Here is a 17,795-nt window from a genome sequence, read left to right as displayed (position 1 = left end):
CGCAGGAGGCGATGATAATGGACTATCTGGAGTTTATCGAAACGACCGTTTTCAGCCGAAAGCGGGCTGAATTGATGAAGGATGATGACTTTCAGGCTTTCCAAAGCTATTTGCTGTTGAACCATCATGAAGGGGATACGATCAGCCACACGGGCGGATGCAAAAAGATACGCTGGGGGCTGGACGGAAAGGGAAAACGCGGCGGCGTAAGAGTGATTTACTATCTGACGGCGCCCAGCGGCCGAGTCTATTTATTGTTGATATACCGTAAAAATGAAAAGGATGATTTATCCGGACAGGAAAAGGCGATATTGAGATCCATCGTTCAACAACTTGATTAACGATGGCGAAATGGCGTGACGAAGGAATTAAAGCATTATGAAAAAAGAACTTTTCGACGATTTGGTCAGCAGTATGAACGAAATGGTGGCGATCGAAAAGGGTAAGATGACGCCAAAATCCGAGCATGTTCACCGTCATGCTATTCCAGACGTCAAGCTGCTGCGCAAATCCCGTGGGATGAAGCAGGCGGAGTTTGCCAAGGCTGTGGGGGCCAGCGTGGGACTGGTGCAAAGCTGGGAGCAGGAACGCCGCATACCCTCGGGATCGGCACTGAAACTTCTGCTGCTGATTGAGCGTAACCCGGCATTGCTCGATGAGTTGCTGGTGATTTAAATCATACTCAACGCCCGGCCTGTCGCAGCTGGGTGCAGAACGCGCATTGGCATCCCGCTACCGGCACCGCCGCGCAGCTGCCGATGTTCACCGGCTGGGCGTCCATGGCGTGAAAGCCGTAAAACAGATTTTCGATGTTTTGTTCCGCCGCGCGCGCCTGTTCCGGGCGCGGTTCGGGCACTTTCGACTGAAACGCCGCGGCCTTGCCGGCCAGCAGGCTGAGAAACAGCAGCGACAGCTGGATTTTCATCGTCGTCTTCCTTTGGCTTAAGTTCTGATACGTTATAACAAAACTCCATCAATGCCAAGCGGCGGCGCTGCGGCCATTCACGGTATTTTTACGCACTGCAACAGTTCCTCATTCAAATAACACTTCGACACATTTCTTGCCGATGCGCTGACTAATAATTCAAATTACAAAAATTGCCTCGCTAAACGAATATTTAGATACTCGCTGTGCGGCCTGGCCAGTGCTGACTCGTTTTTAAATTCTGAGCATACAGAAAGATGCCTCTGTAGGTATCGTCACGCACTCTGGACAGGACATCGCCACCATGGGCTCTTTTTTTAAGCAGATCTACCGCTATTCCCACGCGCGCCCTTATCGGCATAACGAAAACCTCTGGCCCTACGTGAAGATCGCGCGCGGCGAAGGCGGTGAAATCGCCGCCTTATGGTACAAGCACCGGACGGTGCCGATCGTCACGTTGAGCGAACTGCGCAACAGCTGCCGGGGGCCGGCGTTGCTGACGGCTACCGGCCCGTCGGTGAAGGCGCTGCGCTTCGAAAAAATTCCCGCCATGCCCGCCATCGGGGTCAACGGCGCCTATTGCCTGCATCGGCAGGTGGATTTTCGCTTCTACGTCATCGTGGATATGGGGTTTATCGATAACCGCCCGGAGATCGTGCGCGACGTCATTCAACGAACTGAGCTGACGCTGTTCACCACCGTGCACGGCGTGGCGCGCATTCTCGATCGCTTTGGCCCGGCGGCGATCGGTTGCCGATTGGCGATCGTCGAAGACGCGGCCTGCAAGATTTATCGCCCCCGGATCGACAGCGGCGCGCTGTGGGAGCACTACTGCCGGGAAAACGGCGTGGTCTTTGCCGCCGAGAGCCGCATGCTCGGCTTCAGCCAGGATATCCGCTGCGGCATTTTCGATGCCGGCACCGTGGCCTATTGGGCGCTGCAAATCATCGCCTATCTTGGCTTCAGGCAGCTGTTTATCGCCGGGCTGGACATGAACAATTTCCACCAACCGCGCTTTTACGAAACCGAGCAGGATCGGTTGCCGACGTTTCTGGCGGACAAGGTGGAGTCGCTGGTGATCCCCGCTTTTCGACACGCCGGCGCGATCATGAAAAAGCAGCAGATCGCGATAAAAAACCTCTCCCTGCACAGCGCTATCGGCAGCGATATCTTCGAGAAGGTGGACGGCAATGTTTACTTTCAGCAAGCCTGAGCGGTGTTATCGCGTCGGCAGCGCGCTGTTTTTAGCCTTCGCGTTTTTCAGCGCGATCTTTTGCGGGCAGACCCGCGTCAACAACCTGTTTCATTTGGCGGCGCTGCTGTGGCTGGCCGCCGTGTTCACCTGGCCGCCGCTGCGGCGGCAGCTGTGGGCCAATCGTCAGGCGCGCTGGGGCGGCGGGCTGGCGCTGATGTTTTTGCTTTATTATTCCCTCAGCGCGCTGTGGGGCGAGACGCCGGGCGACATGCCGTCGGCCCTGACCCACAGCGCCTATATCCTGCTCTATCTCGCCTGGCTGGTGACGCTGCTCGACGGTGAGCGGCGTCATCAGCTGCTGTGGGCGATGCTGGCCGGCATGACGGCGCTGTGCCTGTATCTGACGCTGGTCGATGCCCCGTCGATTTATCATCTGCGGGAAACCACCGCCCGCAATCCGGGGCCGAGCAACGTGATCGATCTGGCCGGTTACGCCGCCATCGCCATTTTGTTGAGCCTGATGATTTTCCGCGATACCGGGCAAAAAGCGGCGCTGTGCTTTATCCCGCCGCTGCTGGCGTTCATGGTGCTGACGCAAAGCCGCGGCCCGCTGATCGCGCTGGCGCTCGCGGTGGTGGTGGCGATGCCTTATCGACACCGGCCGGGACGGTGGCTGTGGTTTCTGTTGCCCGGCGCGCTGGCTGTGGTTCTCGCCGTCGTTTACAGCGCGATCGGCGAAATGCTGCTGACGCGCTTTGGCGAGCTGTATCAACAGAGCTTTGTTCGCATCAGCATCTGGCGCCACAGCCTGGTGCTGATTGAACAGGCGCCGTTCTTCGGCTACGGCTTTGATAAGCAGCTTAACTTCCTCAATTACACCGGCGAGCTGAATCACACTACGCACAGCCTGTACCTTGGCGCGTTGCTGAAGGGCGGCTGCGTGGGGTTCCTGTTGTTGCTGGCGCTGCTGGGATATGGCGCGCGGCTCGCCATCGCACACTGGTGCGCAGGGCGGCGCTGGGAGGCGGGCCTGTTTCTGTTTATGCTGGTGTTCTACAGTTCGCAGGGCATGTTTGTGATCGCCAATCCGGCGGAGTTTTGGTACCTGTTTTGGCTGCCGCTGGCGCTGCTGCTGTCGCAGCCAAAGCGGTCGCCGATCAGGCGTGTACAGGCGGTAACGCCGCCAGGGTTTTCTCCAGCACCTGTTCCGCCGCGATGATGCTGAGCGGTTGGTGGCGCTGGGCGGCACTCAGCGCGGCGCTGTCAACCGGCACGTGCATCACCTGATGCCGCTCGCTGTCCTGATAGGGGCCGGTATGGCGCGGGTTAGCGGTGACGAACAGGCTGACGGTGGCAGTTTTCAACGCCACGGCGAGGTGGAGCGGGCCGGTATCGCCGGTCACCAGCACCTGCAGATTGGCGATGGTCGCCAGCAGTTGCGGTAACGTGGTCGCGCCGATATGGCTTACCACCCGCTGTTGCTGTTCCTCGCTCAAACCCGCCATAAATTCCCGCTCGAGGCTGCGCTCCGCCTTACTGCCAATCAACGCGATCTGACAGTCGGGGGAGTGCGCCAGCAGCCGTTGCGCCAGCTCAACAAAGCGGTCGACCGGCCAGCGGCGCAGCGTTTCGGAGGCGCCCATCTGAAAGCCGATCAGGATCTTGCCCGCCGGTTTCGCCAGCGAGGGAAAAGCGATCGGGATGAACATGTCGGGATTATCGGTACGGCATCCCAGTTGCCCCACCATATCCAGCTTGCGCTGAATCAAATGGCCGCCGGTGCTGTGGCTGACGCCGGTCAGCCAGCGCTCCATGCCGCTCGGTTTGTTGCCGTAAACGTCTTTGAACAGGTATTGGCAACCGGCGGCGATGGCGACCAGCACGTCGTAAGGCGCCTTCGAGTGCAGGATGACCGCCAGCTGTGGCCGATTTTTTCGCAGGCGCCGGATAACGCCCAACATGTCTTTGGCCTTGTGGTCCCAGTAAATCACGTCATGAAAGCAGGGGCTGCCTTCGACCAACTGCCGGTTTTTGTGGCTGGAGACCAACGTGATTTGCGCGCCGGGGTAGCGTTCGCACAGTGCGCGAATGGCGGGCGTATTGAACATCAGATCGCCGAGGGCGCTGGTGGAGAAAATCACGATGCGCTCAAAGGATTGCTGCGAATCGAAGCTCGCTGCGGGCCGGAAATTGCCCGCGATGCGGGTATAGAGACGCAAACCGGCGTTGGCCGCCGCTATTTTCCACTGTTTAGACATTGCAGTTCGCTTCCGCTTGAGATCGGCGGCCACCGTCTGGCGCCGCGTCGTATCATACAAGTGCGGCAACGGCGGGCCAATGGCCCGCAACAGATTGCGACAGATGCTAACGTTATGCTTGCAATTGCCTTCGGGTGCCGCGCTTACTCCTCCCAGACCTGCGTGCTGCGCGGGCTGTCCATCTGATAATCCGAGTAGGGGCGGGTGAAGAACTCGCGCCCCAGTTCGCGGGCGGCCTGCAGCGGGTTGCGCGGATCGCGGGCGATCTCGCCGCGCTGGTTGCCGGCGCCGTGCACCACGCCGACGAACGCGGAATGGGTGTAGCGGCTGAACTCCTGGATCTGATGCACGATGCCCAGCGCCGCGCCGGGGTAGGTTTCTTCCGACGCCACCGCCAGCCCGATGCGCTTGCCGCTCATGCGCTGGTGCACCTGTTCCGCCTGAGGGTAGGCGTTGGAATAGAAGCTGAACGAGCGATCGAAAAAGGCTTTGGTTTGCGCCGACATGCCGTACCAGTAAATCGGCGTGCAAAATACCGCGCCGTCAGCCGGCAGGAAGTGCTCAAGGAACAGCTCGGCGTAGCGATCGGCCGGCGGCGGCGTGTGGCGTTCATCGCTCAGGAAACCGCTCAGATAATCATCGAGAAAATGCAGGCTGGCGGACGTGCCGGCTTCGGCGGCGCCCGCCAGGATCGCCTGTGCCAGCGTGGCGCTGTTGCCGTCGCGGCGCGGGCTGCCGACCAGCACCACCAGACGTTTGGATTGATGAGTTGTATTCATGTAATGTTCCTCGGTATGAAGTGGATTCAGTCCTACTCTAGAAACAAGCACCGGCAGGCGACAAATGACGGCTTTTCTGCCAGGATGATCTCAACTCATCTCAAGAGGCTTCGCCATGTTCGCCACGCTGCCCGTCAACGCATTACGCACCTTTGAATCCGCCGCTCGCCTGTGCAGCTTCAAGCTGGCGGCGGCCGAGCTGGCGGTGACGCCGACGGCGATTTCGCACCAGATCAAAGCGCTGGAACAGCAGTTGGGGTTTGCGCTGTTCGAGCGGGTGCCGCGCGGCGTGCGGCTGACGCCGAAAGGCGAAACGCTGTTTGCCGGGGTGCACGGCGCGCTGCTGGACATCGCCGCCACGCTTGAGGGCCTGCGGCCGCAGCCCAGCACCGGATCGCTGTGCGTCTCGGTCACGCACTCTTTCGCGGCGCTGTGGCTGGTGCCGCGTCTGGGGCGTTTCTATCAGGCGTACCCGCACTATCTGGTGCGCCTGGAGGCCTGCGCCGAGGTGATCGATCTGCAGCAGGACGCCAGCGTGGACGTGGCGGTGCGTTACAGCCGCGCGCAGTATCCCGCGCTGCATCAGACGGCGCGGCTGGAGGAAAGCTTTGGCGTTTACGCTGCGCCGGGGCTGGCCGCCGCCGAGCCGGAAAACCCGGTGCTGATCACCGTCAAGTGGGGGGATTCGGCGCTGTACGACAGCGGCTGGCATGACTGGTGCCGGGCCGCCGGCGTAGACTGGTGGCAGCGCCATGCGGCGATGCGCAGCTATCACGAGGAGCATTACGCTCTGCAGGCGGCGGTGGCCGGGCAGGGGCTGGTGCTCGCCAGCTCGGTGATGGTGTCCGATATGGTGGACAACGGCCTGCTGGTGGCGTACCGGCCGGAGGTGCGCGTACCGGGTGCCGCCTACAGCGTGCTGTGCGCGCCGGGGCGCGAGCGGCATCCGCCGGTCAGGGCATTTCTCGCCTGGCTGCAGCAGGAACTGCCGCAGGGCAATGGCACGAAATAAAAGTTTTATCGTCCTAAGCTGTGGGAATATCAGCGAACTTTTGTTTTTACTTCACTGCGAGAACCTATCATGAGCCAGCCAAGAACCTCTGATTACCCGATTGATGCGCAATTTATCGAACGCTGGTCGCCGCGCGCGATGGCCAACGACGCCATCGACGATCAAACGCTGCTAAGCTTTTTTGAAGCGGCGCGCTGGTCGCCATCGGCCTACAACATTCAGCCGTGGCGCTTTGCCTACAGCAAGCACGGTTCCGACAGCTGGGAGAACTACCTGGAATTCCTGATCGACTTCAACCGCGGCTGGGCGCAGCACGCCTCGGCGCTGGTGGTGATCGTCTCCAAAACCACCAGCTTGAACGGCGAACGGTGGGTGGACAACCCGACCCACGCGTTTGACACCGGCGCCGCCTGGGCCAGCCTGGCGCATCAGGCGCACCTGAAAGGCTGGTTGACCCACTGCATGAGCGGCATTCACCACGACAAGATCAAAGCGGCGCTGCAGCTGCCGGACGACTATGCGGTGCACGCCATGGTGGCGATCGGCAAGCCGGGCGACAAGGCCCGCCTGCCGGATTTCCTGCAGGAAAAAGAGGCGCCGTCGGGCCGCCTGCCGCTGGGCAAGACCGTCAGCGAAGGGCTGAATTTCACGCTGTGATTGCCCGCTTTCCCTCAGGCCCGCTTGGCGGGCCTTTTTTATGCGGCGAGTAAAACTTAGGGAGTATGTTCTCGTTCGCTTATTCGCTGTATATTTTGTTATATAGCGATGGCGTGATGAGGAGGAAAGCGTGGGTGACCATTTTGGCAAAGGGCTGTTGGCGGGGCTAAAGGCGGAGAACCTGAAGCCGGAGACGGAGCTGTCGCGCTTTTGCTCCGACTACAAGCGCGGCTTTGTGCTCGGCTATGCGCACCATTTGGCGCAGCGCTGCGGCGACGAAAACCGGGCGGCGTTCGAAGCCGGACAGCTGAGCCGCGCCTATGGCCTCGGCAGTGAGCCGATGAGCGAGTTCTTTTCCGGCGGCGACAGCCGGCTGGCGGAGAAGTTTTTCCGCGCCGGCTATAACCGGCCGACGCAGGGCTAGCGCGGGCGGGGCGTCAGGCGGCGCTCAGCACCGCCACCATATACACGCACGGTTGGTCGCTCTGGTTTTCAAAGCGGCAGTCCGCCGGTGGGCCGAGCTCCAGGCAGTCTCCCTCGGCCATGTCATGGCGTGCCTCACCCTCAAGAAAGACCAACTCACCGGATAAGACCCAGATCAGCTGGCGTTTGAAGGCATACACCGAAGCCGGCATCGGGATCGTCGCGCCGGCCGGCAGTTCGATACGCACCAGATCGAGCGGCAGATCGGTGCGTGGCGACACGTGGCGCCGCACGTAGCCGCTCTCCGGATCGACCCAGACCGGCTGATCTTCCCGGCGCAGCAGCCGGCCTTCCTGCGTTTCCGCCCGGGCGATCAGCTTGGACATGCTGAGGCCGAATGCCCCCGCCAGCCTGCCCAGCAGCATCGCCGTCGGGCTGCTCTCGCCGCGCTCGATCTTATGAACCATCGCCCGTGAAACGCCCGCCTGCTCGGCCAGATCGGACAGCGACCAGTGGCGCGCCTCGCGTTCAATGCGAATGCGTGCGCCGATCAGCTGATTTAGATTGTCTAATTTAATATTCATATCGTAGTATTATAGTGGACAATTGGCCGGGGTAAACCATGATTATACGAAATGCGACGCTTAACGATAGCGCGGCGATTGCCGCCATCTATAACGACGCGGTGTTGAACAGCACCGCCATCTGGAATGAACAAACCGTGGATGCGGCCAACCGCGCGGCGTGGATCGGCGAACGGCAGGCGGCCGGCTACCCGGTGCTGGTGGCGGTGAACGGCGCGGACGAGGCGATCGGCTACGCGTCGTTCGGCGACTGGCGCGCCTGGGACGGCTATCGCCATACCGTAGAACACTCGGTGTATGTCCATCAGGCGCATCGCGGTGAAGGGATTGGCAAAGCGCTGTTGATCGCCCTGATCGCACGGGCGCGGGAGATCGGCAAGCATGTGATGGTGGCCGGCATCGAATCCGGCAATCAGGCCTCTATTCAGCTGCATCTGGCGCTCGGGTTCCGCGAGGTGGGGCGCATGGAGCAGGTGGGCGCCAAATTTGGCCAATGGCTGGATCTGACTTTCCTGCAGCTGACGCTCGACGAGCGGGCGGCACCGCCGGCGCGCTGATCCCGGGAGACAGGGCGATGAATATGCTATTGCTGCTGATCGCGGCGGGAATGGGACTGGTGGTGCAGAATCTGCTGATGGTGCGCATTACCGAAAGCGTCTCGACCATCCTTATCACGCTGGTGATCAACTCCAGCGTCGGTTTGCTGCTGTTGGTGGGGTTGTTGCTGGCCAAAAACGGCCTCGGCGCGGTGGCGGAAGTGACCGGCGCCGCCAGGTGGTGGATGCTGCTGCCGGGGCTGCTGGGATCGCTGTTCGTGTTTGCCGGTATCCTGGGGTACCAAAAACTGGGGGCGGCGGCCACCATCTCGATCCTGGTCGCCAGCCAGCTGTGCATGGGGCTGCTGGTGGACATCTACCGCGCCGGCCCGGCGGCGCTGCGCGAGAATCTGCCGGCGTTGTTCGGCGCTTTGCTGCTGGTGGCGGGCGCCTATCTGGTAGCGAAACGCAGTTTTTGAGGGCGCGGTTTGCCGCCGCCGGGATTGTTTCTGCGCCTTGAGCTACGCCGCATGTTATCGGGGGAAATGATTCCCCCGATAACAAACTAGTAAACATAGTCATACTTTATTTCTGCAACGTGGTCGTAGACGTTATCCCGGTTTTTCTTCACGTCTTTAATCAAAATTGAAATATTTTGCTGAGCATTAATGCATCTTCCAAACTTATCCCAGCTTTTACAGGTGGTTATGGTCGTTTCTGTGGTGAAGGACTTCATCACTTCTTTGCTGGCTAACTCTCTATCGTCACTATCATAAGTAAAATCTGCGGTGGTTGTACCTGATGTTGATCTTATTAAACGATTTTTAGCGCCATAACTATAAACGGTGTTGCCACTGTCATTGCCCAGCGTACTAATGCGTTTTGCCTTGGATAGCCTCCCGGCGTCATCGGCTAAAAATGTTGTTACCGCCTTGCTTGACTGGTGCTTTTGCTTGATGAGCAGGTCGGATGCCTCTTCCGATCGGACGATTCGGCCACCGTCATCGGTGAGCACGGTGCCGCTGATCTCTTGCGCCATCAGCTCATGGCGGGCATTGCCATTCTCAATCATAGACATGTTGAATGTTGAGCTGTAATCCCAGTTGTTATGGTTTTTATCAAGCGTGCTGCTGAACTGGATCACTAAAATACTCTTGTTAATTTGTGACCTGACGGTTTTTTTAGCGCGTGAATGCAGCAGGGTACCGCAGTCATCAAACTCTACCTGGGAATCAGCCGAGATATAGTCATCCTTGCTGGTTATATGCATGCTGATTTTTTTAGGCGTTTTCTTAGCTGACCACTCTTGAGCCAAGATGGCATTGTTAAAGGCGTTGTTGGCTGATGTTTTTTCAGAACAGAGATGTTTATTTGCATATACATTGCATGAATAAATAAGCGGAAAAAAGAGCAACATTGATTTTTTCAAAGTGAACACTCCATGTCATAGCACATTGATGTTGTATGATTATATCTACGTATTGCCATATATCGCAACTTTTTGCCAGCCTGGCCAACAGGTCATCCGTTTTTGAAAAGATAACGAAAAACAGGCCAGAGCATTCATGAATCTGTACCTGTCGTTACGTTACACAATATATACTATGGTATTGTAATTTTAGAGCATGTACTATTATCTAACTATACGACTGTAGTGATGGATATTTATGCTATGCTAACATCTGACCCACGTTATCAACTTCTAGCTGTATATAGTGCACAACATCTCCGTGCGGTTGCTGGCAGAGTCATTGCTCGTGCTGAGCTGCCACCTCTGAATTTTTCTACGCTGCTCTGGCGCTCAATGTGGCAATCACCAATTCCACCTCTTTTACACCCTGAATCAGGTAACGAATTTTTACAGGAAAACGGCTGCCCATATCCACGACCTTATGGCCTTGAGTCGTGGATCACGACCAATAATAAAGGTATTCTCGATTTCCAGTCTGCTAATAAGATTATTTATTTGGCTAGTTTTATTGAAAAAGACTGGGGTCTTAGCAGGCAAATGCCAATATGGAGAAAACACGCAACGAACCGGATCAATGGCTATGCATATAATATTGTTCAGATGTTTATGTATGATGGGCTTTCGGATGCTTATCCAACTGAATACTATGTTACGTTCGACTACGATCTTTTGAATGGCGAGTTGAAAAACAAAAGGCTTAATCACTGGGTGTCTACATACCAAAAAAAATCGAAAGATCCCTTTGTCGTTGCATCAATGGAGGTTACTCGGATATCTAATATGAGATCGATATTTCTATGGCAAATTACGCTTGAGACAGTTAAAGGGTTGTGTACATCTTTAACAGTGGAGGCTACACCGGGTAATTCATATTTAAGCTATTCTCATCCCGTCAGACAAAAGCGAGTTCATCCATTTATTGGCTATATTTGAATGCTTAAAGGATATAGTGTTAAAGGGAAGAGGGTTATATGTGCTATGCGATAAAATAACTCTGTAAACCATAGTGGTATAGGCGTGGAGCAAGAAGATGAAATATAATACAACTCGGTCGCCGTAGAATTTCTCGACCAAAGACGTGCGAATAGAGACTGTAATTTAAATTGTGTATCTGCCTGTTTTTGATATGTTCATTCCCACAACCGAGACAGGCAGTTATGGACGAAAATAAACTCAAAGCGCTGGCTGCTGAACTGGCAAAGGCCTTAAAACGGAAGCCGACCTCAACCAGTTTTTCCAGATGCTGACGAAGCTTACCGTCGAAACGGCGCTCAATGCAGAACTGAGCGAGCACCTCGGACATGAGAAAAACGCGCCCAAAAAAGGCTCAAATACCCGCAATGGCTACGCGTCAAAAACGCTGCTGAGTGATGACGGCGAGAGCGAGCTGAACACCCCGCGTGACCGTGAAAACACCTTTGAACCTCAGTTACCAGACGCGTATTACGCAGATGGACATCCAGATTTGGTCCCTCTATGCCAAAGGCATGACCACCGCGAAATCGTCGCCACGTTCAAGGAAATGTACGATACGGACGTGTCTCCCACGCTGATATCTAAGGTCACCGATGCAGTTAAAGAACAGGTGACAAAGTGGTAAAATAGGTCTCTTGATGCACGGTATCCCATTGTTTATCTTGACTGTATCGTGGTGGGGGTTCGTCAGGCTGGCAGCGTGATTAACAAAGCCGTATTCCTCGCTCTGGGCATTAACACTGAAGATGATCTTGACCCGCTATCTCCAGACAGCTTTTGTATCTTAAGTTAACATTGCCCGCAGGCGCCGGTATTCTCTCGGGGAGTGATATCCCAGTGCGCTGTGCGGATGGTTTTCATTGTAATGATTGAACGCCTCAGCAAGGTTCTGCAGCGCCGTTCGCACATTCGGTTTTGGCATGAACGCGATGTAGTCTTCCTTCATCGTCTTCACGAACCGCTCGGCCATGCCTTACTCGTGGGCTGCTCGCTGCCGTTGTGTAGGCTTCCAGATTCAGCTCTGTGGCGAACTTGCGCGTGCCATGCGTCGTATACGCCGAACCATTGTCCGTCAGCCACTGCACCGGTTTGTCCGGGAGCGTCACTCCGAAGCGCTTCTCCACGGCTCTCAGCATCATGTCCTGCACGGTCATGCTGTTATAGCCACCGGTGCTCGCAGCCTTAGCCACGTTGGCCATGTTCCTGTTTGTTAGCGGCGATGAAATTCACATCTTAAAGTATTTCATCTTCGGGCCTGGTTTTGTTTCCAGCGCGATTTATATCACGGTGATTACGCTCGGCTCACAGCAAGTGAGTGTTTCCTCACCCAATCTGGTGAGTTTCATTCTGACCAGTGGAACAGTCGGCACCATGTTGACCTTTGTGGTCACCGGGCCAATTGTGGCGCACTTAGGCGTATATGCGGCGCTGTTCGGCGCCTTGCTGCTGGTGGCGAAACGCAGCTTTTGACGGCGGCTGAAAGGCAAAAAGCCCGCTCGGGTTTCCCTGAGCGGGCTTCTCTAAATATGGCTCCTCTGACTGGACTCGAACCAGTGACATACGGATTAACAGTCCGCCGTTCTACCGACTGAACTACAGAGGAATCGTGTGAACGGGGCGAATAATAGCGGGGCGGTTGCGGCTTGTAAAGCGTGAAGACGCCCGATGCGTTCGTTTGCTGCAAGATTACCCAACCTGCTGCTTTTTCTCGCTTTTGTCGCTTATCCCGCGCGCAGCGCCGCCGAGTTGCCCGCGGGTCGGCGCATTTGCCTGTCGTTGGTGCAACGTCTGCCCTGCGTTGTGGCACGCGCCGCCCGGCGAACGGTCGTTGACCACCTGATATCCCGCCTCCTTGGCCGTTTACCGACTCTGGCCCGGATCTTGCTGCAGTGCCTGACCGGATTTCGGCATTCTCAATTTAGCGGCTCGCTGGAGGCACTATGAATTTCAGACGTCTGAAGTACTTCGTGAAAATCGTCGATATCGGCAGCCTGACCCAGGCGGCGGAGGTGTTGCACATCGCCCAGCCGGCGCTCAGCCAGCAGCTGGCGACGCTGGAAGGGGAGCTGAAGCAACAGCTGCTGATCCGCACCAAGCGTGGGGTGCAGCCGACCGAGGCCGGCAATATTCTCTATGCCCACGCGCAGACCATTCTACGCCAGTGCGAGCAGGCCCAGAGCGCGGTCAACAGCGCCGGGCAGGCGATGAGCGGCCAGGTGTCTCTCGGGCTGGCGTCGGGCAGCACTGCGGCGCAGCTGGCGCTGCCGCTGCTGCAGAGCCTGCGCGATCAGCAGCCGGGTATCCTGCTCAGCCTGCATGAAAACAGCGGCGCGGCGCTGGCCGGGCAGGTGGCTAACCAGACGCTGGACATGGCGATGGTCTACGGCGCCAAGATGCCCGCCGGGCTGCACGCCATCGCACTGATGCGGGAAGATCTCTATCTGGTGGCGACGCGCGCGGTGCCGCATCCCGGCAACAGCGTCGAACTGCTGGACGTGGCGCGGCTGAACCTGTTCCTGCCGCGCGAGGGCGATGCGGTGCGCAATCAGCTGGAAGAGGCGATGGCGCTGCGTAAATTGGCGATCAACGTGGTGGGGGAGATCGAATCCTCGGGCGCGCTGAGCGCCGCGATCGCCGGCGGGCTGGGGGCGACCGTGCTGCCGGAATCGGTGGCGCGCGCGATGATCGGCCCGGCCAAGGCCTGGATGGCGCGCATCAATGCGCCGACGATGTCGGTGCCGCTGGCGCTGTGTATGTCGGGCCAACAGGCGTTGTCCGCCCCGGCGTTGCTGGTCAAAGACATGTTGCTGTCGATCGCCGGCGGCCGCAGCCAGGAGAAACGCGCGCTGGCGCTGGTGCGTTGAGGAAAAAACGGCCCGCCGCAGCGGGCCTGAGAACCGTTACCGGAACGGCGGTTCGTTGAAGGTGCGCAGCTTGCGCGAGTGCAGGCGATCGCCCTCGGCGCGCAACAGATCGATGGCGCAGATGCCGATCTGCAGGTGCTCGGAGATCGCCCCTTCGTAGAAGCGGTTGGCCTGGCCCGGCAGTTTTATTTCACCGTGCAGCGGTTTGTCGGAGACGCACAGCAGGGTGCCGTACGGCACCCGGAAGCGGTAACCCTGGGCAGCGATGGTGGCGCTCTCCATGTCGACCGCCACCGCGCGGCTGAGGTTGAAACGCCGCGCCGAAGCGGAATAGCGCAGCTCCCAGTTGCGATCGTCGGTGGTGACCACAGTGCCGGTGCGCAAACGCTGTTTGACCTCTTCACCGGGCATGCCGCTGACCATCTTGGTGGCGTCGTACAGGGCGCGCTGCACCTCGGCGATGCTCGGGATCGGGATATCCGGCGGTAGCACCGCATCCAGCACGTGATCGTCGCGCAGATAGGCGTGGGCCAGCACATAATCGCCGATCTTCTGGCTTTCGCGCAGGCCGCCGCAGTGGCCGATCATCAGCCAGGCACTCGGGCGCAGCACCGCCAGGTGATCGCAGATGGTCTTGGCGTTGGACGGGCCGACGCCGATGTTGATCAGCGTGATGCCCTGGCCGGTGCGCGAAATCAGGTGATAGGCCGGCATCTGGTGGTTTTTCCACGCCAGATCGGACACCGCCTGTTCCGGGGCGCTGGTTTCCGGCGTGATATAGGTGCCGCCGGCGCTGGAGAGCGCGATGTACGGGCTAGCCGGATCGGCGATTTGCGCGCAGGCCCAGCGCACGAACTCATCCACATAGCGGGTGTAGTTGGTGAACAGCACGAACGGCTGGAAGTGTTCCACCGGCGTGCCGGTGTAGTGCCGCAGCCGCGCCAGCGAGAAATCCGCGCGCAGCGCATCGAAATGCGACAGCGGGAAATGGTTGTCGGTGGTGTGATACAGGCCGTCGGCGGTTTCGTCACCGATCTGCGCCAGCTCGGTGGTGGGGAAATGCTGCGCGATGCCGGCGCTCATCGAGCGATCGAGCGCCAGGCTGGAGCCGTCGATCACGTAAGGGAACGGGATCTCCTGCTGCGACGGCGCCACTTCGATATGGGCGGCGTAATCGTGCTCCAGCATCGCCAGCTGTTCGGCCAGATAGTGGCGGAACAGCTGCGGACGGGTCACGGTGGTGCTGTAGCTGCCGGGATGAGTAAAGCGGCCGAAGGCGCGGGTTTTGTTCGGGCCGGATTGTTGTCCGTCCCAGCTGACGCGCAGCTCGGGATACACGAACAGCCCGGCGGCGCGCGCCTGCGCATCCGGCAGCGTGCCGTGGTTGATAAAGTCGCTGACCGCCTGACGCAGCGCGTCTACCGCGGCGTCATACAGGGCTTCCAGTTGATCGAGTGCCTGATCGGCGCTGAGGCCGCTGCGAGGTGGGGCATAGCTCATACTTTCTCCTTGGATGTCCCGGCTCTGTGGCGGGGGTGCGGCGTTTTACCGTCACAGGTTAGCCGAAGAAGGGCGTAAAAGCTTGGTCGAAATGACGGGCGCGGCAAAGAAAATACCGCGCCCGTGAAGGCGTGGGGATCAGGAGGCGGGGCTTGCCGCCTCGACCTTCAGCGACACCAGGCCGATGCCCAGCTTCTTCGGCGTGAAGCCGCCGCTGGCGCTCTCTTTCGGCTCGGTCGGCGCCGGCGGGGTAATGCTGATCTTCTGCGCGCCGCGCGGGTTGTCGAAGCGCAGGGTGACGGTGCTGTCCTGTTCGCCGAGCGACACGAAACGCTCTTCGTCGCCGACGCGCACCGAAATCGGTTCGCCGACGTTATTGCCGTAGGCGCGGGCGCGCAGCACCAGATCGAAGGTCTTCGGCAGCGGATCGACGTAATCGATGTCGACCGCCGGCGCCAGGTTGGCGTCGGACCAGCGGCCCCACTCCTCGACGCCGGAAACGCCGGTGATGGCTTTCACTTGCTCCGGCAGGCCGGGCAGCATGAACTCGATGCTGTCCGCCCGGTACTTCATCGCCGCGTCGTCCACCTGCAGGCGAGCGACGGCGTTTTGGTAATCGGCGACGCTGTCCGCCGCCGGGGCGGTAAAGCTCACCTTGCCGCGGAAGCGTTCGCCGCTGGCCTGCACGATCTGCGGCGGCGAGGCCAGGGTGCCGGAGGCCACGCAGATGTCGGTGCTCAACGCCAGTTTCGGCGCCCAGACCCGGCCGATCTCGTAGCATTTATCGACCCAGACGAATTTCTCCCCCGCGCCCAGCCCGGCCAGCTGCTTGCGCAGCGGGGTGGAAAGGTAGACGTTGAACATCGGTTCGATGCGGTTATCGCCCACCCGCAGAATGAACGGCACCTTGTAGGTGACGCCGGAGAAGCTGAAGCTGCGCTGGCGCGTATCCACGCTGTAGTCGCTAATGCGGTTCGGCAGGCCCCACTGGTTGATCACCGCCGGTTTCCAGCCGTTGATCTTCTCTTCGATGTTCAGGAACACCGTAGACAGCGACGGCGCCGACAGGCTGCTGCGGCCGAGGCCGATGTAGTTGTCGCCGCCCATCACGTCCAGCACCGTGGCGCCGTTGTCCAGCGTGCTGCGCTTCTCGTTGCGCTGTTCCGCCAGCGGCCGGGTGCCGTCGATGATGAAGAACAGGTTGCGGCGCTTATGTTTGGTCAGGATATCGTAGGCGGTGTTGTTCATCGCCAGATGATCGGAGGACACCACGATCACGGTATTGCTGAAATAGGGCGAGCGTTTGATCTTGTCGATCAGCGCGGCGATGTGTTGCTGGCTGCAGGCCACCGCGCTCAGCGAGCGGTTTTCTTTATTCTGCCAAGCGTAACTCTTCTTGCTGCAGCCGGCGGAGATAAAGCCGTCCGGGTGATGGGTATCGACGGTCAAGGTGAACAGCGAGAACGGTTGGCGCTGTTTGGACAGCTCGACGAACTTGCCGTACACCACGTCCAGCACGCTGTCGTCGTACCAGCCCCAGTCGTTTTTGTAGCTTGGATCGGCGACCTGTTCGCGCAGCTCTTTGAAGCCGTAAACGTGGTCGAAACCGTGAGATTTCAGGAAGGTGTCTTTACCGGCGAACGCCAGCTCGGCGCCCTGATAGAAATAGTTGCTGTAGCCGGCGGCCTTCAGCACGTCGCCCAGGCAGACGTTCTCCGGGTAGAAGGTGGAGACCGCGCTGGAGGCGTTGCCGTCGAAGGGCGCGAACAGCGGAATGCCGCACTGCGAGGCGACCATGCCGGCGATGGTGTAACCGGTGCCCGGCAGCTGCTGGGTGTTGCTGAAATCGATGCTGTCCGTGCGCAGGGCGTTCAGCTCGTCGGCCAGGCCGGGAAACAGCTCGGTATCGAAGTAGGTGCGCTCCAGGCTCTCGGCATAGATGTACACCAGGTTCGGGCGCTTGCCCTGTACGGTCTTTTTCGGCGCCTTGTAGTAGGTGGTGAAATCGGCGGTATCGCCGACGATCTGGCTCTTGACCAGCAGCGAGATGTCCTGAAACGCCGGGGTGGTGCCGACCGAGAACAGCGCCAGCAGCACGGCGACGACGCTGTAGGCCACGCTGCTGCCTTTGGCCTTGCGGCGCAGCAGGCTGCGGGCCAGCACCGCGAAGATAAGCCCCAACGCCGCCAGCAGGCCGATAAACGGCAGCACGTATTTGCTGATGCCCGCGCCTTTAAGGCTGCTGGTGACGGTGTAAATCACCGCGTCGGTGATGCCGTCGCCGGTGAAGTAGTTGCTGGCGATCAGGATGACGTTCAGCACCAGATAGCTGCCGAGCAGCGTCAGCAGAATGGCGAACCACCAGCGGTTGGCGGCGGCCCGGGTGCGATAAATCAAAATCGACGCCAAAAAGAGAACAAACGAAACGACTGCTAAAACCATCCGCCAAACCTTGTCTGATTGAAATAAAACCGTTGCTGCCCTGGTTTGCGCCGCCGAGCGTGCCGCAGCGCGAAAAGTGAAGGGTATAGCCTATTGCCGGCGGCGGAACAACGCGCGATCTCCCGCTACGGCCGACGAGCGGCGGCTATTGTACATTTTTATGACAATAGTGTG

The 17,795-nt window shown here is 58.9% G+C and carries 18 protein-coding genes, 1 tRNA gene and 3 pseudogenes; 13 read left to right on the top strand and 9 right to left on the bottom strand.

The genetic code is table 11. The annotated features are described in order from the left end of the window. The first annotated feature begins 17 nt into the window (after nt 1-17). Nucleotides 18-341, top strand: a complete 324-nt coding sequence (locus C9411_RS04120) for a type II toxin-antitoxin system RelE/ParE family toxin (RefSeq protein ID WP_060420873.1) — start codon at nt 18-20, stop codon at nt 339-341. Nucleotides 342-378: 37 nt separating this feature from the next. Next, complete coding sequence (gene nadS, locus C9411_RS04115; protein WP_060420390.1) at nt 379-675, top strand: NadS family protein; 297 nt, start codon at nt 379-381, stop codon at nt 673-675. 7 nt (nt 676-682) lie between these two features. On the opposite strand, the gene C9411_RS04110 is transcribed toward nadS, so the two are convergent. Then, on the bottom strand, nt 683-925 hold the full coding sequence (locus C9411_RS04110; protein WP_025303447.1) for a hypothetical protein: 243 nt from the start codon (nt 923-925) through the stop codon (nt 683-685). Nucleotides 926-1,229: 304 nt separating this feature from the next. On the opposite strand from C9411_RS04110, the gene C9411_RS04105 reads away from it, so the two are divergent. Beyond that, the gene (locus tag C9411_RS04105) at nt 1,230-2,138 is read left to right on the top strand and encodes a sugar glycosyltransferase (protein WP_107226470.1); all 909 of its coding nucleotides are present in this window, start codon (nt 1,230-1,232) and stop codon (nt 2,136-2,138) included. Continuing rightward, on the top strand, nt 2,116-3,339 hold the full coding sequence (locus C9411_RS04100) for an O-antigen ligase (RefSeq protein ID WP_107226469.1): 1,224 nt from the start codon (nt 2,116-2,118) through the stop codon (nt 3,337-3,339). Before C9411_RS04105 ends, C9411_RS04100 begins: the two co-directional genes overlap by 23 nt. Here C9411_RS04100 and C9411_RS04095 read toward each other — a convergent pair. Together C9411_RS04095 and C9411_RS04090 are read right to left on the bottom strand one after the other, a co-directional pair. Beyond that, nucleotides 3,278-4,378, bottom strand: a complete 1,101-nt coding sequence (locus tag C9411_RS04095; RefSeq protein ID WP_107226468.1) for a glycosyltransferase family 9 protein — start codon at nt 4,376-4,378, stop codon at nt 3,278-3,280. The genes C9411_RS04100 and C9411_RS04095 overlap by 62 nt on opposite strands. 143 nt (nt 4,379-4,521) lie before the next feature. Beyond that, on the bottom strand, nt 4,522-5,157 hold the full coding sequence (locus C9411_RS04090) for a flavodoxin family protein (protein WP_063989218.1): 636 nt from the start codon (nt 5,155-5,157) through the stop codon (nt 4,522-4,524). A gap of 115 nt (nt 5,158-5,272) precedes the next feature. Between C9411_RS04090 and C9411_RS04085 the strand changes: the two genes are divergently transcribed. The 3 genes from C9411_RS04085 to C9411_RS04075 all read left to right on the top strand — a co-directional run bounded on the left by C9411_RS04085 (nt 5,273) and on the right by C9411_RS04075 (nt 7,250). Then, nucleotides 5,273-6,169, top strand: coding sequence for a LysR substrate-binding domain-containing protein (locus tag C9411_RS04085; RefSeq protein WP_107226467.1), 897 nt, complete (start codon nt 5,273-5,275; stop codon nt 6,167-6,169). Nucleotides 6,170-6,238: 69 nt separating this feature from the next. Next, complete coding sequence (locus tag C9411_RS04080; protein WP_107226466.1) at nt 6,239-6,826, top strand: nitroreductase family protein; 588 nt, start codon at nt 6,239-6,241, stop codon at nt 6,824-6,826. Between the two features lie 130 nt (nt 6,827-6,956). Next, nucleotides 6,957-7,250: a DUF2623 family protein gene (locus C9411_RS04075; RefSeq protein WP_038878018.1), complete on the top strand. Its 294-nt coding sequence runs from the start codon at nt 6,957-6,959 to the stop codon at nt 7,248-7,250. Between the two features lie 13 nt (nt 7,251-7,263). On the opposite strand, the gene C9411_RS04070 is transcribed toward C9411_RS04075, so the two are convergent. Continuing rightward, nucleotides 7,264-7,833 (bottom strand): XRE family transcriptional regulator, encoded by a 570-nt coding sequence (locus C9411_RS04070; RefSeq protein ID WP_063989221.1) that lies wholly within the window; start codon nt 7,831-7,833, stop codon nt 7,264-7,266. A 38-nt stretch (nt 7,834-7,871) separates the two neighbouring features. Here C9411_RS04070 and C9411_RS04065 point away from each other — a divergent pair, with 38 nt between their 5' ends. Continuing rightward, nucleotides 7,872-8,390: a GNAT family N-acetyltransferase gene (locus C9411_RS04065; RefSeq protein WP_055313291.1), complete on the top strand. Its 519-nt coding sequence runs from the start codon at nt 7,872-7,874 to the stop codon at nt 8,388-8,390. A 17-nt stretch (nt 8,391-8,407) separates the two neighbouring features. Continuing rightward, on the top strand, nt 8,408-8,848 hold the full coding sequence (locus tag C9411_RS04060; protein ID WP_107226465.1) for a DMT family transporter: 441 nt from the start codon (nt 8,408-8,410) through the stop codon (nt 8,846-8,848). 86 nt (nt 8,849-8,934) lie between these two features. Here the strand turns inward: C9411_RS04060 and C9411_RS04055 are convergent, their stop codons facing one another. After that, nucleotides 8,935-9,798: a hypothetical protein gene (locus tag C9411_RS04055; protein ID WP_233221868.1), complete on the bottom strand. Its 864-nt coding sequence runs from the start codon at nt 9,796-9,798 to the stop codon at nt 8,935-8,937. Nucleotides 9,799-10,041: 243 nt separating this feature from the next. On the opposite strand from C9411_RS04055, the gene C9411_RS25495 reads away from it, so the two are divergent. Continuing rightward, nucleotides 10,042-10,773, top strand: coding sequence for a hypothetical protein (locus C9411_RS25495; protein ID WP_146158852.1), 732 nt, complete (start codon nt 10,042-10,044; stop codon nt 10,771-10,773). Nucleotides 10,774-11,080: 307 nt separating this feature from the next. Next, a pseudogene (locus tag C9411_RS04050) lies at nt 11,081-11,608 on the top strand (transposase). Here the strand turns inward: C9411_RS04050 and C9411_RS04045 are convergent. Continuing rightward, nucleotides 11,600-11,996: pseudogene (locus C9411_RS04045) on the bottom strand (integrase core domain-containing protein); the annotation flags it as partial. The pseudogenes C9411_RS04050 and C9411_RS04045 overlap by 9 nt on opposite strands. Between C9411_RS04045 and C9411_RS04040 the strand changes: the two are divergent. Then, nucleotides 11,986-12,246 (top strand): annotated as a pseudogene (locus C9411_RS04040) (MFS transporter TsgA); the annotation flags it as partial. The pseudogenes C9411_RS04045 and C9411_RS04040 sit on opposite strands and share 11 nt — an antisense overlap. Nucleotides 12,247-12,342: 96 nt before the next feature. On the opposite strand, the gene C9411_RS04035 reads toward C9411_RS04040, so the two are convergent. After that, nucleotides 12,343-12,418 (bottom strand) — tRNA-Asn (locus C9411_RS04035). A 337-nt stretch (nt 12,419-12,755) separates the two neighbouring features. Here C9411_RS04035 and nac point away from each other — a divergent pair. Beyond that, entirely contained in the window at nt 12,756-13,679 is a 924-nt protein-coding gene (gene nac / locus C9411_RS04030) for a nitrogen assimilation transcriptional regulator NAC (RefSeq protein ID WP_049272346.1), read from the top strand. Nucleotides 13,680-13,715: 36 nt separating this feature from the next. Here the strand turns inward: nac and C9411_RS04025 are convergent, their stop codons facing one another. Together C9411_RS04025 and opgB are read right to left on the bottom strand one after the other, a co-directional pair. Further along, nucleotides 13,716-15,179, bottom strand: a complete 1,464-nt coding sequence (locus C9411_RS04025) for an AMP nucleosidase (RefSeq protein WP_107226464.1) — start codon at nt 15,177-15,179, stop codon at nt 13,716-13,718. Nucleotides 15,180-15,317: 138 nt separating this feature from the next. Next, entirely contained in the window at nt 15,318-17,621 is a 2,304-nt protein-coding gene (gene opgB, locus C9411_RS04020; RefSeq protein ID WP_107226463.1) for a phosphatidylglycerol--membrane-oligosaccharide glycerophosphotransferase, read from the bottom strand. Nucleotides 17,622-17,795: the final 174 nt, after the last annotated feature.

The sequence above is a fragment of the Serratia sp. Nf2 genome, from assembly GCF_003028435.1.
In the GTDB taxonomy this organism is placed as follows: Bacteria; Pseudomonadota; Gammaproteobacteria; order Enterobacterales; family Enterobacteriaceae; genus Serratia; species Serratia marcescens_L.
The sequence above is the reverse complement of the archived record's forward strand: the minus strand, read 5'-3'. Positions and strand labels throughout refer to the sequence as shown.